This is a genomic window from Dactylosporangium thailandense (genome assembly GCF_059739745.1).
The window spans coordinates 2,813,755-2,828,785 of the sequence record NZ_AP029195.1; the positions used below are offsets into that span (position 1 = coordinate 2,813,755).

General features: G+C 73.8%; 13 protein-coding genes. 7 read left to right on the plus strand and 6 right to left on the minus strand.

Annotated elements, in window-relative coordinates:
- Nucleotides 1-20: 20 nt before the first annotated feature.
- Complete coding sequence (locus AC6JBM_RS12575; RefSeq protein WP_497983778.1) at nt 21-1,478, minus strand: SulP family inorganic anion transporter; 1,458 nt, start codon at nt 1,476-1,478, stop codon at nt 21-23.
- A 213-nt stretch (nt 1,479-1,691) separates the two neighbouring features.
- On the opposite strand from AC6JBM_RS12575, the gene AC6JBM_RS12580 reads away from it, so the two are divergent.
- Both AC6JBM_RS12580 and AC6JBM_RS12585 read left to right on the plus strand, forming a co-directional pair.
- Nucleotides 1,692-2,135 (plus strand): MarR family winged helix-turn-helix transcriptional regulator, encoded by a 444-nt coding sequence (locus tag AC6JBM_RS12580; protein ID WP_497983779.1) that lies wholly within the window; start codon nt 1,692-1,694, stop codon nt 2,133-2,135.
- Nucleotides 2,128-3,522 carry an MFS transporter gene (locus tag AC6JBM_RS12585; protein ID WP_497983780.1) on the plus strand — a complete coding sequence of 465 codons (1,395 nt, stop codon included), beginning with the start codon at nt 2,128-2,130 and terminating at the stop codon, nt 3,520-3,522. Before AC6JBM_RS12580 ends, AC6JBM_RS12585 begins: the two co-directional genes overlap by 8 nt.
- Here the strand turns inward: AC6JBM_RS12585 and AC6JBM_RS12590 are convergent.
- On the minus strand, nt 3,479-4,915 hold the full coding sequence (locus AC6JBM_RS12590; RefSeq protein WP_497983781.1) for a condensation domain-containing protein: 1,437 nt from the start codon (nt 4,913-4,915) through the stop codon (nt 3,479-3,481). The two genes, AC6JBM_RS12585 and AC6JBM_RS12590, sit on opposite strands and share 44 nt — an antisense overlap.
- A gap of 393 nt (nt 4,916-5,308) precedes the next feature.
- Here AC6JBM_RS12590 and gsmA point away from each other — a divergent pair, with 393 nt between their 5' ends.
- Nucleotides 5,309-5,968: a sporangiospore maturation cell wall hydrolase GsmA gene (gsmA, locus tag AC6JBM_RS12595; protein WP_497983782.1), complete on the plus strand. Its 660-nt coding sequence runs from the start codon at nt 5,309-5,311 to the stop codon at nt 5,966-5,968.
- 102 nt (nt 5,969-6,070) lie between these two features.
- Here gsmA and AC6JBM_RS12600 read toward each other — a convergent pair whose 3' ends face one another.
- Nucleotides 6,071-6,256 (minus strand): DUF3073 domain-containing protein, encoded by a 186-nt coding sequence (locus AC6JBM_RS12600; protein ID WP_350624676.1) that lies wholly within the window; start codon nt 6,254-6,256, stop codon nt 6,071-6,073.
- A 188-nt stretch (nt 6,257-6,444) separates the two neighbouring features.
- Here AC6JBM_RS12600 and AC6JBM_RS12605 point away from each other — a divergent pair, with 188 nt between their 5' ends.
- Nucleotides 6,445-7,239: a mechanosensitive ion channel domain-containing protein gene (locus AC6JBM_RS12605; RefSeq protein WP_497983783.1), complete on the plus strand. Its 795-nt coding sequence runs from the start codon at nt 6,445-6,447 to the stop codon at nt 7,237-7,239.
- Nucleotides 7,239-8,180: a dipeptidase gene (locus AC6JBM_RS12610; protein WP_497983784.1), complete on the plus strand. Its 942-nt coding sequence runs from the start codon at nt 7,239-7,241 to the stop codon at nt 8,178-8,180. Before AC6JBM_RS12605 ends, AC6JBM_RS12610 begins: the two co-directional genes overlap by 1 nt.
- A gap of 153 nt (nt 8,181-8,333) precedes the next feature.
- Here the strand turns inward: AC6JBM_RS12610 and AC6JBM_RS12615 are convergent, their stop codons facing one another.
- Complete coding sequence (locus AC6JBM_RS12615) at nt 8,334-9,851, minus strand: beta-N-acetylhexosaminidase (RefSeq protein WP_497983785.1); 1,518 nt, start codon at nt 9,849-9,851, stop codon at nt 8,334-8,336.
- Between the two features lie 216 nt (nt 9,852-10,067).
- Here AC6JBM_RS12615 and AC6JBM_RS12620 point away from each other — a divergent pair, with 216 nt between their 5' ends.
- A complete protein-coding gene (locus tag AC6JBM_RS12620; protein ID WP_497983786.1) occupies nt 10,068-10,250 on the plus strand; it encodes a hypothetical protein in 183 nt (60 codons plus the stop codon).
- A 106-nt stretch (nt 10,251-10,356) separates the two neighbouring features.
- Here the strand turns inward: AC6JBM_RS12620 and AC6JBM_RS12625 are convergent, their stop codons facing one another.
- Both AC6JBM_RS12625 and AC6JBM_RS12630 read right to left on the minus strand, forming a co-directional pair.
- A complete protein-coding gene (locus tag AC6JBM_RS12625) occupies nt 10,357-11,142 on the minus strand; it encodes a hypothetical protein (RefSeq protein WP_497983787.1) in 786 nt (261 codons plus the stop codon).
- A gap of 152 nt (nt 11,143-11,294) precedes the next feature.
- Nucleotides 11,295-13,283, minus strand: a complete 1,989-nt coding sequence (locus AC6JBM_RS12630) for a hypothetical protein (RefSeq protein WP_497983788.1) — start codon at nt 13,281-13,283, stop codon at nt 11,295-11,297.
- 134 nt (nt 13,284-13,417) lie between these two features.
- On the opposite strand from AC6JBM_RS12630, the gene AC6JBM_RS12635 reads away from it, so the two are divergent.
- Nucleotides 13,418-15,019 carry a methyl-accepting chemotaxis protein gene (locus AC6JBM_RS12635; RefSeq protein ID WP_497983789.1) on the plus strand — a complete coding sequence of 534 codons (1,602 nt, stop codon included), beginning with the start codon at nt 13,418-13,420 and terminating at the stop codon, nt 15,017-15,019.
- Nucleotides 15,020-15,031: the final 12 nt, after the last annotated feature.

Consider the following 15,031-nt stretch of genomic DNA (forward strand, 5'->3'; position numbering starts at 1 on the left):
TCACCATCCGGTCGGAACCGCTAGCCGATCCTCGACATGCTCGCGCGGCTTTTTTCGGGCGGCAACTCGGCGCCGCGGCGCTCGGACCATTCGCTGAGGGCCGAGCGGCAGGCGTGGTCCAGGTGGTGTACCGCCGAAAGGTCGACCTCCACCGCCCGCCCCTCCGGCACCGACTCGAGGGTCTGCAGCAGCTTCGGCAGCCGCAGGAACGTCGCGTTCCCGCTCAGCACCAGCCGCACCGCCTCCGGGTCGCGCGCGCCGCGGCCGACCGTCACCTGCAGGTGTGACGTCTCCCAGGCGGTCTTCGCGATCGCCAGGGCCAGCCCGATCAGGACGCCCTCGAACATGTTCACGGCGAGGATCGCGCCCGCGGTGACGATCAGGACCCAGGCCTCGCCGCGGTGCGTGCGCCACAGCCGCGCCAGCTGGCCCATCGGCAGCAGTCGCCAGCCCGCGTGGATGAGCACGCCGGAGAGGGCCGCGACCGGGATGAGGCCGAGCACCGCCGGCAGCAGCGCCGCGAAGAGCAGCAGCCACACGCCGTGCAGCACCCGCGACGCCCGGGTGCGCGCCCCGGCCTGCACGTTGGCGGCGCTGCGCACCACGACCGCGGTCATCGGCAGCGCGCCGAGCAGCCCGCACACCGTGTTCCCGGCCCCCTGGGCGACGAGCTCGCGGTCGTAGTCGGTCCGCGGGCCGTCGTGCATGCGGTCCACGGCCGCGGCGCAGAACAGGCTCTCCGCGGACGCGATGAGCGTGAGCGCGACCACGGTGCCGGCCAGCGCGAGCCCGTGCTCTCCCACATTGCCGAATTCCGGCAGGTGTACCGCCTGCAGCAGCCCCTCCACCTCCACCATCGGCACCCGCAGCCCCGCGGCGGACACCACGGCCGCGGCGAGCACGACGGCCGCGAGGGGCCCCGGCACCCGCCGGACGGCGGCGGGCATCCGCGGCCAGACGGCGAGCACGGCGATGGTGCCGGCCCCGACCGCCACGGCGGGCAGCAGTGCGTGCCCCGGCACCCCCGGCAGGTGCAGCAGCTTCCCATGGCCGGAGGCGGGGGCGGCGACGGCGCTCATCGTGTACACCTGCCCGACGATCAGCAGCAGCCCGATCCCGGCGAGCATGCCTTCGACGACCGCGACGGAGATCGCCCGGAACCACTGCCCGAGCCGCAGCGCGCCGAGCGCCACCTGCAGCAGCCCGGCCGCGGTGACGAGCACCCCGAGTGCCGCGATTCCGTACGCGTCCACGGCCTCGGCCACGAGCACCGTCAGCCCGGCCGCAGGCCCGGACACCTGCAGCCGGCTGCCGGGCAGCACCCCGGCGACGAGCGCCCCGACGATCCCGGTGACGAGCCCGACCTCGGCGGGCACGCCGGAGGCGATGGCGACCCCGACGCACAACGGCAGCGCGACGAGGAATACCACCACCGAGGCGCGCAGGTCGGCGGGGGAGAGGGCACGCAGGCGCGGCATGACGGGACGGACCTTCCGATCGGCGACGACGAGCGACTGGGCGGGCCCGTGCCTCAGCGCCGCAGCACGCCCAGGGCCGCCAGGCTGACCGCCACGGCGCGCGTTCGAAGCCGACCCTAACGGGGCCGCCGCGGCCGCACGGGGTGATCGGCGGTTTCACACCTGGGCGAGTGGACGATTTGCACAGGTGAACTGCGCAGGTAGACTGCGGATATGGTCGACGATCACCCCTCCCCGTCCGCCGTGGACGCCTCGCGGGCCGTCCGGGCCGTCATCGGCCGGCTGCGGCGCCGCATCCGGGCCGCCGGGGACACCGGCGACATCAGCCTCACCCAGGCCACCGTCCTCGCCCGGCTCCTGGACCGCGACGGCCTCGCGAACAGCGACCTCGCCGCCGCCGAGGGCATGCGGCACCAGTCGATGGCGGCCCAGGTCGCCGCGCTGGCCGACCTCGGCCTGGTCGAGCGGCGGCCCGACCCCGGCGACGGCCGCCGCCAGCTGATCGCGCTCACCCCCGCGGGCCGGCAACGGGCCGAGGCCGGCCGGCAGGCTCGCGGGGAGTGGCTGGCCGCCGAGTTCGAGCACCGCTGTACGGAGGAGGAACGCCTGACGGTCATCGCGGCCATGGCCGTGCTGGAGCGGCTCGCCCATGCGTGAGCCCGCGAGCGGGCTCGACCGCCGGCTCGTCCTGCTGATGATGCTCGGCTCGATCCTCAACCCGATCAACTCGACCATCATCGCCGTGGCGCTCATCCCGATCGGCGCCGCGTTCGGGGCCCCGCCGTCGCGGACCGCCTGGCTCGTCTCGGCCCTCTACCTGGCCACCGCGCTCGGCCAGCCGATCGTGGGCCGGCTCATCGACCTCTACGGCCCCCGCCGCCTGTTCCTCGTCAGCACCGCCCTCGTCGGCGTCGCGGGCATCGCCGGCACCCTGGCCCCGGACTTCGGCGTGCTCATCGCCGCCCGCGTGGTGCTCGGCTTCGGCACCTGCGCCGGCTACCCCGCGGCGATGGCCCTGCTGCGCCGCGAGGCCGAGCGGACCGGCCGGGACAGCCCGGCGGGCGTCCTCGCCGCCCTCGCCGTGGCCAACCAGACCATCGCCGTGATCGGCCCGCTGCTCGGCGGCCTGCTCATCGGCCTCGGCGGCTGGCGCGCCACGTTCGCGGTCAACATCCCGCTGTCGGTCCTCGCGGTGACCCTCGGCGCGCTGCGGCTGCCGAAGGAGCGCGGCACCGGACGCGTAGAGGCCCGGGACCAGGGCAATGCCGACCAGGCCTCGCTGGCCGCCCGGATCGACCTGGCCGGCATGGGCCTGTTCGCGGCCATGCTCGTCGCGCTGCTGCTGTTCCTCATGGACCCGCACCCCGCCGCCTGGTACCTCGCGGTGCTCACCGTCGCCTTCGGCGCCGCGTTCACGGTGCGGGAGCTGCGCACGCGGACACCGTTCATCGACCTGCGGGTGCTCGGCGGCAACCTGCCCCTGGTCGCCACCTACGGCCGGTCGCTCGTGGCTTACGTCGTGTCCTACGCCTTCCTCTACGGCTTCACCCAGTGGACGGAGGAGGGCTACGGGCTCTCCCCGCTGGGCGCCGGCCTGGTGCAGATCCCGATGTTCCTGGTCGGCATCGGCTTCTCGGTCACCATCGGACGGCGCCCGGGCGTGCTGTCGAAGCTGCTGCTCGGCGGGGCCGGCCAGCTCGCCGCCTGCGCGCTGATGCTCGCGCTCACCGCGGCCAGCCCGCTGTGGATGCTCGTCGCGGTCTCCGTCATTTTCGGCATCCCACAGGGCGCCAACAGCCTGGGCCTGCAGAACGCCGTCTACTTCCAGGCCGACCCGGAGCGCATCGGATCGTCGGCCGGGCTGCTGCGCACGTTCGGCTACCTCGGCTCGATGGTCGCCTCGGCCGCCACCGCCGCGTCGTTCGGCCGGCACGCGAGCACCGGCGGCATGCACCACCTGGCCTGGATCATGCTGGGCGCGGCGGTGCTGTTCCTGCTCGTCACGGTGTTCGACCGGAGCCTGCGCCGGGTGACGGCGTCGTAGCGGCGGCGACCGTCACCGCCTCCATGCCCCGCGCGCACGCCTCCAGCGCCCCCGGCGGGATGTGCCCGGTGTCGCCGCAGATGTCCAGGTGCACGGTGCCCGGCTCGGCGGCGATCGTGACGAACATGCGCTCGTTGGGCCGGTCCTGCTTCGCGATCCAGCGGAACGTGGTCGCGGGCAGCACCGCGCGGATCTCGGCCGCGGCCGGCACCGGGCCGTCGGCTGTGGCGGGCGGGCGCCGGTCGTTGAAGTAGCAGGCGATGTCGACCTCCTCGCCGCGCTCGGCGTTGACGCGCCGGACGAGCGCGTCGAGGTCATCGGGGTCGTAGTAGGCGTGTTTGTACGCCGTGAGCGTCCGCCGCCCCGTGAGCGCCACGGCCTCGTCGAAGGGCCGGCCCGCGACGTCGAGCACGCACAGGGCGGGCTGGCTCACCGGGCTCACGGAGCCGGCGAGGGCGCCCCGGAAGCGGTTGCTGACCACGACCCGCACGACCACGGGATGGATGCCGGTCTCGGCCGACAGCGCCACGGCGAACGCGGTCAGCAGCACCGTGGTCCGGTCGGTGCCGGTCCGCCGCGCGACCACCTGGGCGGCCAGGTGCAGCGCCGGCGAGGCGAGGCCGGCCTGCCAGTGCCGCGGCCGCCGCACGTCGACGGGGCCGGGGAAGCGCCGCGGCGCGATGGCCCGCAGCGTCTTCTCCCAGTGCCGCAGCGCCGAGGCGGACTGCCGCCGCCCGGCCTCCGAGCGCTGCCACCGGGCCTGCTCGAGCGGTGACATCGCGTCCTTGAGCGGTGACATCGCGTCCTCGAGCGGTGACATCGCGTCCTCGAGCGGTGACATCGCGTCCTCGAGCGGTGACATCGCGTCCGAGGGCGCGACGAGCCCGCCGCCGCGGTGCCAGCGGGCCACCTCTCCGGCGAGCACGAGCCCGCCGAAGCCGTCGTTGACGAGGTGGCACACGACGGTCACCTGGTGGGTCAGCGCGCCCCGGTGCCGGACCACGGCGGTGCGCACGGGCCAGTCGCGCTCGAAGTCGAACGCGGTCTCGTGCAGGCGCCGGCTCACCTGCGCGGCGACCGCGGCCGGGTCGGCGTCGTCGGCGGCGTCGACCAGCTCCACCGCCACCTCGCCGGCGGCCGCCACCACCTGCCGGGGCGGCCCGTCCGGGCGCAGCCGCAGCCGGGTGCGCATCGACGGGAAGCGCTCGAGGATGAACCGCAGCTCGGCCGCCACGTCCTCGGCGGTCGTCCCGGCGGCCAGCGGCAGCACGAGCCCCATCGGCATCCAGGTGCGCTGCCGGACCATGCCGCCCCACAGCTCGCGCTGGCCCCAGCTGAGCTCCTCGACACCCTCGCCGTCGCCGCGGAAGGCAACGATGAACGTCTCTGGCACGCCGGGGAGTCTACGGCCGTGGGCGCGGATCCCCGGCAATCACCGTGAAAACCGGACACCTGCTTTCACGGGCGCGCTCCGGGCTTTCGCGGGCGCGCTCCGGGCTTTCGCGGGCGCGCTCCGGGCTTTCGCGGGCGCGCTCCGGGCTTTCACGGGCGCGCTCTGGGCTTTCACGGGCGCGCTCCAGGCTTTCACGGGCGCGCTCCAGGCCGAGCTGGCAGCGCGGCAGCCGCCCGTCACTGCCGTCACTGCCGCCCAATGTGACGCGATGGCGCCATCCGGTAACCGGCCGGATTCGCGGCAACCGCATCGCACCGTCGCGCGAACTGCGGTGCGCCGCGCGCGTCCGACGGTTGGTGAGTCCACGCACCGACCGCCCGACAGGAGTCGCTCATGTTCCCCGGAATCCGGCGTACGCTCGCCACCGCCCTCGCGGCGACGTTCGTCTCGCTGGCCGTGGGGGCCGGCGTCGCCGCGGCCGCGCCCGCCGACGGCCCGATGTTCTCGTGCCGCTCGCACAGCGGCGACTGCCGCCAGCCGGGCTCGCCGCCGGTGATCCTGCCGGAGCCGAACGGCACCATGGGCCAGGAGGAGTTCATCGCCGCGTCGGTGCCGGGCGCGCAGCAGAGCCAGCGCGAGCACGGCGTGCCGTCGTCGGTGACCCTGGCCCAGGCCATCCTCGAGTCCGGCTGGGGCAAGAGCGCCCTGTCCACTGTGGACAAGAACTTCTTCGGCATGAAGTGCAACGGCCAGGGTTCGTACGCGATCGGCTGCGCGAGCCACAACACGAGCGAGTGCACCCCGGCCGGGCAGTGCTTCCCGACGACGGCGTCGTTCCGCAAGTACGGCAGCGCCGCCGACTCGTTCCGTGACCACGGCGCCACGCTCGCGTCACTGAGCCGCTACAGCGTCGCCTTCCAGTTCAAGAACGACCCGAACCGCTTCGTGGCCGAGATGCACAAGGCGGGCTATGCGACCGACCCGCAGTACACGGTCAAGCTGACCGGGTTGATGGCGAAGTACAACCTCTACCAGTTCGACCTCGCGGTCTGATCGACCTCGCGGCCTGGTCTGCCTCGCGGCCTGGTCCGCCGAAGCCTGGCTACCGACATGGTGGCCAGGCTTCACCGCGAGCTTCACCGCGGGGTGAGGGGCCTACTGCCGCCGGCCCGCGAGGTCATCGTCGTCGGACCACTCGCCGGAGTCCTCCATCGGCTGGGCGGCGGAGTGTGGCTCGCCGCTCAACTCGTGCTCCAGCGCCACGAAGTCGGTCGGCATGCTGAAGTATTTCAGCTCGCGCGCGATCTTCGTCTGCTTGGCCTTGGCCCGTCCGCGTCCCATGGCTGCCCCCATGTGCACAAGTCTCGAAGTCCATTCGTGCCCGCAACAATAGCGCGCCGCTCGCAACCAGGCGACCCGGTCGCCCGGACGTCCTTCGCGGCGTGCGCGGAGGTCCGCCCGGGGAGCCGAGGCGCCGTCCGGGCGCGGTAGGGTCGCCGATGGTGATCAACCGGGTGAAAGGACGGGCGATGGGCTGGCTGGGACGCCGGCGGGGCGAGAACGGGGCGGTACACGCGCCGGGGGCCTTCGCCGGGCTGCGCGCGATCGAGATGAAGGTGCGGCCCGACTTCCGCAAGACGATCGTGTTCGGGACGCTCGCGCTCGCCTTCCTCATCACCGGGCATGACATCGGGGGCGTGCGCGACCCCGAGCTGCGGATACGGCTGATCGCCTACGGGTGCGCGCTGCTGACGGCGATCTTCGGGGTGGCCGCCAGCCGTACCGCCGCCCGCGAGGTGCAGCGGGTCGCCGTCGCCCGCGCCGGGAACGCCGCCGGCACGCCGCTGCGCCTGTTCGTGCTGCTTGGCGGCTATCTCATCGCCGTCCTCGCGGTGTGCGACCTGCTCGGGGTGCAGCTGCGGCAGGTGCTCGTCGGTGGGGCGATCACCGGCATCGTCGTCGGGCTGGCGGCCCAGCCGATCCTCGGGAACCTGTTCGCGGGGCTGGTCCTGCTCTTCGCCCGCCCGTACGTGCCGGGCCAGCAGGTCCGGGTCATGTCCGGCGCGCTCAACGGGCCGCACAAGGGGATGATCGTCTCGGCGGGGCTGCTCTACACGGTCCTGGAGACCAAGGACGGCCCGCTCAACATCCCGAACTCGGCGCTGCTGGCCTCGGCGGTCGGCCCGGCCCCGGCCGACGAGGACGACGAGGAGGAGCCGCCCGCCGCCGTCTCCGAGCCCGCCCTGGACGGCGCCGCGCTCGCCACCGTCGTCGCCGGAGCGGAAGCCGGCTCCGCCGACGAGCGCAAGCCTCCCGGGATCTGATGATGACCTTGCTGTGGGAGCAGCACTGCTGCCTGCCGCTGACCGTCGGGGCGGACGTCGGCGAGCTCGCCCGCTACGCGCGGCCGGGCGGGAGCTTCGTGTCGGTGAACGTCGGGTACGCGCCGCACAGCGCGGACCTCGTACTCGCGATCCTCGACGACTGGCGGCGGCGGATCGCGGCCGACGACCGGCTGCGCCTCGTGTCCGGGGTCGGCGACATCGGCTCAGAGGGGGTCTCGGTCGCGTTCGACCTGGAGGACTCCGGGCCGCTCGAGGGCGATCTGGACCGGGTGCGGCAGTACTACGACCTCGGCGTCCGCACGCTGCTGCCGACGTACAACGAGCGCAACGCGGCCGGCTGCGGGTGCCTCGACGCGACCGACGAGGGGCTGAGCGCCTACGGCCGGGACCTGGTGCGGGAGATGAACGCCGTCGGCATGGTCCCCGACGGCTCGCACTGCAGCGCCCGGACCGGCCTCGACCTGTGCGAGGTGTCGGCGCTGCCGGTGGTCTACAGCCACTCGTGCATGCGCGCGCTCTGGGACCACCCGCGCAACATCACCGACGAGCAGGCCCGCGCGTGCGCGGCGACCGGCGGCGTCGTCGGCATCGCGGGCGTCGGGATCTTCCTCGGCCCGAACGACCCCTCGATGGAGGCGCTGGTCCGGCACATCGACTACGCCGTGGAGCTCGTCGGCCCCGAGCACGTCGGGCTCGCGACCGACTACTCGTTCGACCACGCGGACCTGAACGCGGAGATGGTCGCGAACCCGTCGCTGTTCCCGGAGTGCTACACCCGCTGGGGCCCGATCAGGTTCATGCCGCCGGAGGGCCTGCTCGGGGTCGAGGCGGCGCTGCTGGAGCGGGGGTATCCGGCGGAGGCGGTCGCCGGGATTCTGGGCGGCAACTTCCGGCGCGTGGCGGAGCTCAGCTGGCGCTAGGGGCTGAATCGAAGTGGATGGCCGGGCTGCGGCGGACTCAGACGCCGCCCGGAACCACGCCGGTCACGCCCCGATACAACCCCGGTATCGGGGCGCGCCCGGCGCGGCCCCAGCCGACGCCTGAGCCTCGCCTCGCTCCGACCCCCAGTCCATTCAGCCCCTAGGCCAGGGGATCTGCGGCGAGCGGTAGAAGTTGATGCCCTGTGCCCGCCAGCGGGGCGCCTGAGCGGCCAGGCGCAGCCGGAACGCGGCCCAGTCGTGGGTCGACGCGGGCGACCAGCCGAGCTCCGCGATCGCCGGCAGGCGCGGGAACGCCATGTACTCGAGGTCGGCCGAGGTCCGCAGCGTCTCGGTCCACAGCGGAGCCTCGACGCCGCGGATCGCGCTCGCCGGCGCGCCGGTCAGGTAGCTGCCGGGGTCCCAGCCGTAGGCGTCGGAGACTTCGATCAGGGCGGCCCAGTCCTGCCCGAGCGGCGTTTCGGCGTTGTACTTCATGTCGAGGTACGCGAGGTTCGCGGGCGACAGGACCACGCCCGTGCCGCGCTGGGCGGCCGCGGCGACCTGGGGGTTGTCGTTGGTCGTGTCCCAGTACTGCGCGACGGTCGCCGGCAGCGGGGTGGCGCTCACGATCTGGTGCCAGGCCATGGCCTGCTTGCCGTGCGCGGCCACGATGCCCTGGACCCGGTTCATGAAGGTGATGTAGTCGGCCTGGCTGGTGGAGTGGGCCTCGTCGCCGCCGATGTGCAGGTACTTGCCGGGGGTGATGGCGGCGAGCTCGCGGATGACGTCGTCGAGGAAGCGGTAGGTGATCTCCTTGCCGACGCACAGCGAGCTGAAGCCGACCTCGGTGCCGGTGTAGAGCGGCGGGGCGACGCCGTCGCAGTTGAGCTCGGCGTAGGAGGCGAGCGCGGCGTTCGTGTGGCCGGGCAGGTCGATCTCGGGGATGACGGTGATGAAGCGGCTCGCGGCGTAGGCGACGATCGCGCGGTACTGGTCCTGGGTGTAGTAGCCGCCCGGGTCGCCGTCGACGGCGGTGCTGCCCCCGTAGGTCGCCAGGCGCGGCCAGCTGGTGATCTGGATTCGCCAGCCCTGGTCGTCGGCCAGGTGCAGATGCAAAGTATTGATCTTGTACTGCGAGAGCTGGTCGATGTACCGCTCGACCTGCGCGACGGTGAAGAAGTGCCGGGCCACGTCGAGCATGGCCCCGCGGTAGGCGAACCGCGGCGCGTCGCTCACGTGCCCGGCCGGAATGGTCCCGCCGGTGATCAGCTGCCGCAGCGTCTGCACGCCCGCGAAGAGCCCGGACGCGCGTCCGGCGGTGATCGTCACGGCGCCGGGGGCGACGTCGAGCCGGTAGCTCTCGTTGCCCTCGTCGCGCCCGGCGAGCACGAGCCGGATCGTGTTGCCACCGCGGCCCGGCCCGCGCACGGGCAGTCGCAGGACGCCGCCGAGGTAGTCGGCGACGCCACGCGCGCCCGTCCCGGCCGTGATCGTGGTGTGCCGGTCGATCGTGAACGCGCCGCGGTCGGCGCGCGCGGACACGGGCGCGGGGACGATGCCGGCGTAGGCGGACCGGTCGGGCGCCGCGGCGACGGGCTCGGCCACGGCGACGGCGGACACGCCGGCGGCGACGACCGCCGCGAGGGCCACTCGGCCCAGCTTCCACCGCATGGCCCGCCTCCGCACTGTTAACAACGCTGTCTAATCGACAAACGTCACCATATTGCCGACGTCCGCCCAGCGCAAGGCGGTGCTGGAAGTCTAAAGCCCCCGCACGTGGGGCCGGGCCGAACGACCCGCCCCGGACGGGTCGCCCGCCTCCTGCGCCCGGCCGCCCGCGCGGCGCATGGTGAAGGCGAGACGGTGGAGGCGAGGAGGTCGAGGACGATGCGGCAGCGGGACGTACGGGTAGTGATCTTCGGCGCGGGCGTCGCGGCGCTCGGCGTGGCGATGAGCGAGCTCCTGGCCCGGCTCACCCGGAGCGCCGATGCCGGGCCCGATGCCCGTCTCGCCGGGCGCGAAGGAGCCGAGCGCCACCTCGACGCCGAAGCACAGCCGCGGCGCGGATAGTGGTCCACGTCGAGCGATGCTGGTCGGGCCGGCCACGGCCGGGGAGCCTGCCCTGGAGTAGCCGGAGGGGCGCAAGCACCCAGGGACCTGAGCCCGCCGCGCGGCGTCAGCGGTAGTACATGCTGTCCGCCTCGGCGGTCTTGTTCTTGGCCGGCCGCTTCGTGGCGAGCGCCTGGCCGTGCCCGGCGAACGTGGTCGTCGCGACGAACGTGGGCTTGTCCTGCAGCTCCATCTCGATGCGGATGGAGGTCACGTTGCCCTGCTCGTCGGTCTCCAGTGTGAACGGCGCGTTCTTGGTGGAGAAGGCGATGACGCTCGGGCGCCCGACCGGCAGGAACTCCTCGCCGCTCTGCATCGGGGCGAAGAGGCCCTTGTACGCGTGCGGGCCGCTCGCCGTCGCCGAGACGACACTCTTCGTGAACGTGGCCAGGCCGGTGGGGTTGTCCATGTCCACGCCGTCCAGCGCCTGGCTCTTGAGCCTCGACAGATCCAGGTGGACCCACGTCTGCGAGTCCTTGTCCCGGCTGTAGAGGTCGTGGCCGAACACGATGCGGTGCCGGTGACCGTCGCTGCTGCCGGTGCCGGTGACCGTGACGTCCTCCTCGAACACCTGGCCCGCGTGGTCGTAGCCGCCGGTCGCGCTCACCTTGCCGGTGGCATCGTCGGGCAGGTTGCTCTCGACGTGGTACGTGTACTGCGCCTCCATCAGCTTCGTCAGCAGCGCGACGACGTCGTCCTTGGCCGGCGGCGGCAGGGGCGAGCGGCTGGCGGAGGGCCCGGCGGCCGGGCGCGCGGGCTCGGATTCGGGCTCCGGCAGGCCCAGGCAGCCCGAGGTGGCGAGGGCGGCGCCGGCCAGGACGAGGACGGCGAGCAGCGGTGAGCGACGTGGCATGTGACATCCCCCGTGGATCGAAACAGCCGTATCAACGGCCGCGACGATAGCCCAGGTTCGCAACGGCCGCCACGAGGCCCGCAGCCGGCGACAGGCCGGCCCGGACCAGTCCGCGGGCACCCGGGCGGCGGGCCACCACGCGGCGAGCCTGTTCACGAGCCCAGCTCGATGTCGGTGGGGCCGGGCACGAAGACGCCGAGCCCGACCTCGTCGGCGAAGCGCAGCCGCAGGCATTCCCGCAGGGTCTCCAGCAGCGGCCGCGCGGGGAGGCCCGGCGGGCCGGTGTCGAGGACGCGTTCCAGCTCGTCCAGCGCCGCCGGCGCGATGGCGCCCATCGGCGTGGACAGCAGCCGGTACACCGGCGCGAGGCCGACCGTGACGTCCGTGTTCTTGTAGCCGTGCTCGCGGGTGATCGTGAAGCGGCCCCGGGCGCCCCGCGGATAGTGGTCCGGCTCCAGCCCCGCGGCACCGGGCGGCTCGACCGGCTCGAGCGTGACGCCGTCGCGGAACACGACCGTCGCGCCGTCGGGGCTCTCCAGCGCGAGCAGCGTCGTGTCGTCGACGACGTCGAGGTTGCGGCCGCCGTCCAGCGCCGCGGACGCCTCCCGCACCAGCTCCCGGCCGGCGACGCGCCACCGGGTCAGCGAGACCGCGGTGCCCTCGGCCGCGCGGGTGCGCTCCAGGACCACGAACGCGTCCGGGGCCACGAACGCGACGCCGGAGAAGCCCTCGTAGCGCTCCTCGTCGCCGTCGGGGCGGCGGTCCGCGTGCGGCTGCGGCAGCAGGGTCGCGACGGGGGCGCCGGACGGGTCCAGCACGGCGAGGGCCTCGGGCACCGACAGGGCGAGGTGGGCGCCGCCGGGGCTCACGGCCAGCCAGTGGCCGTAGGCGTACTCCAACCGCCGCCGGTGCCGCCGCAGCTCGTCGGCCGCGGCGTCGGTGTGCCGGTCGACGCCGGCGGCGGTGCCGAAGTACAGGCGGCCGTCGCCCTGGTCGGCCACGAAGCCGTCGCCGGTCCGCAGCACGTTGGCCCAGACGTCGCCGCGCAGCAGGATGCGCCGCCGGCCGCCCGCGTAGTGGCACAGGCCGGCCTTGTCGATGCCGATGACCGCGTCGCCGAGATGGGCCAGCATCCGGGCGGACGCCTGCCAGTGCGGGACCCGGTACAGGTGGGCGTTGTAGGAGTACTCGACGCGATAGCGGTGCTCCTGCCCGGTCGTCACGTCGATGTCGTACAGCGTGCCGTCGGCGAGCACCGCGACGCGCCCGCCGTCCGGCGCGAGCGCGACGTCCTGCACGTCGGCCGGGAGGCGGCGCTGGAACGGCGCCGGCAACGGGTGGACCGCCGCGGACCGGCCCGCGGTGAGGATGTCGAAGAGCCGCCGGTCGCGGCCCGCGCGGGGTCGCCAGCCGCCGAGCCGGCCCGCCGCGGTCACCGCCTCGGCCGGGGTCAGCCGCCAGATCATGCGCCACAGCTCGGGCTCGGCGCCGGCCACGGTCACGACGTCGATGTCGTCGGCCGCGGCGACGGCGGCGAGCAGCCGTTCGCGCCGCTCGGGGCCCGCGGCGGCGAACGCGGCCGAGAGGTGGTGGCCGCCGGGGTCGATCGCACGGTACCGCCGCAGCTGCCCGGTCACGAGGAACAGCACGGCGGCCGTCGCCGGGTCGTCGGGGACCACGTCGTTGGCGGCGCACCACGCGGCGAGCCCGGGCCGCTGCGGGGCGAGGCCGCCGAGCGCCTCCAGCACGGCCGGGTCCCGCGACTCGAGGATGCGCCGCCGGGCCGCGTCCGCCGCCGGGTGCCCGTCCTCGCGGCCGGCGAGCTCGACCGCGATCCGGCGGTGCTCGTCGGTGTCGAGCCGCTCGGGCCCGTCGGCCCCGGCGAGCCAGGCGCGCACCCCGCCGGTCCGGCGCATGTTGTGCCACAGCCGCGGGTGCGGGTCCGGCCGCGCGAGCACGAGCGCCCACAGCGCCTCGGCCACGGACTCGGTCGGCGCCGGCAGCCGCCCGGCGAGCCGCGCGATCGCGGCGACGGCCGCCCGGTCGCCGCCCTCGGCCGCGGCGAGCAGGCGCCGCCAGTGTGGCCCGAGCCAGTAGCGCGGCACGCGGGACGCGAGCCACCACGCGGCGAGCCGGTTCACCACCCCAGCGTGCCGGACGGGCGCAACCGCACCGGCTCGGCGGCTTTTGTGCGGTTTCTCTCAGCCGGTCCGGCGACGGAGCCGATGGGACGTACGACCTCATTGCCAGGCAACGCGCGAGGAGCGGCGAAGCGATGACGAGCATGTCCACCACGGCCACGGCGCGCCCGCCGCGGGCGACGATCGGGCTCAAGCTGGGCGTCATCTTTGTCGGCATCGCGGTGGTGTTCGGGGCCGTGTGCACGGTGGCGTACCTCTCCGTCGACTCCCTCGTCGAGAACACCGGCAAGGTCCGGCACACCTACGAGGTGCTGAGCCGGCTCGACGCGCTGAACTCCAGCCTCAAGGACGCCGAGACCGGCCAGCGCGGGTTCCTCATCACCGGCGAGGACTCCTACCTGGCGCCGTACACCCAGGCGCTGCAGGATCTCGCGGCCGAGCAGCAGGCCCTGCGCACGCTCACCGCCGACAACGCCCGCCAGCAGCAGCGCCTCGACCAGCTCGCCCCGCTCGTGACCGCCAAGCTCAACGAGCTCAAGCAGACCATCGACCTGCGGCGGGCCTCCGGCTTCGACGCGGCCCAGAAGGTCGTGCTCACCAACGCGGGCAAGACCGTGATGGACCAGATCCGCACCATCACCACGGCGATGGGCGGCGAGGAGTCGAGCCTGCTGTCGGTGCGCGCCGCCGCGGCCAGCTCGGCCGAGAACCGGACGAAGACCTCGATCGTGGTCGGCGTGCTCGTCCTGCTCATCGGCATGACGGTCGCCGGCGTGATGATCACGCGGCAGACCAGCCGGCGCGTGAACCGGGTGCGGGACACGATCGCGGCCCTCGCCGCCGGGAACCTGACCGCGACGTCGAACCTGTCCACCAATGACGAGTTCGGGCGGATGGGCCAGGACCTCGACACCGCGATGGCCTCGGTCCGCGCGACCGTGCAGGATCTGGCCGGTACCGCCGCCACCCTGAGCTCGGCCGCGGCCGAGCTGTCGAAGGTCAGCGGCGATCTGAACCTCGGCGCGACCGAGGCCTCCGGCAAGGCGACATCGGCCGCGCAGGCCGCCGACGAGGTGAACACCAACGTGCAGTCGGTCGCGGCCGGGGCCGAGCAGATGACCGCGTCGATCCAGGAGATCGCCACCACCTCCTCGCGGGCCGCCGAGGTCGCCAACCAGTCGCTGGAGATCGCCCGCGGCACCACCGAGCAGCTGACCACGCTCGGCCAGGCCAGCACGCAGATCGGCGAGGTCGTCCGGCTCATCACCTCGATCGCCGAGCAGACCAACCTGCTCGCGCTCAACGCCACCATCGAGGCGGCCCGGGCCGGCGACGCGGGCAAGGGCTTCGCCGTCGTGGCGAGCGAGGTCAAGGACCTGGCCCAGGAGACCGCCAGGGCCACCGAGGACATCACGAAGCGGATCGGCGCGATCCAGGCCGGCAGCGACGGGGCAAGCGCGGCGATGCAGCGCATCGAGGACGTGATCGGCCAGCTCACCGAGTTCAGCCACACGATCGCGGCCGCCGTCGAGGAACAGTCGGCGACCACGAACGAGATGACCCGCTCGATCAACGACGCGGCCCGCGGCGCCGGCGAGGTGCAGGCGAACTTCTCCGGGGTGGCCGAGGTGACCACGGCGACCTCGGGCTCGGCCAAGCACAGCCAGCGCGCCGCCGACGACCTGGCCGGGCTGGCTGTGCGGCTCAACGGCATGGTCGCCAAGTTCACCTACTGAGAACCGAGGCAG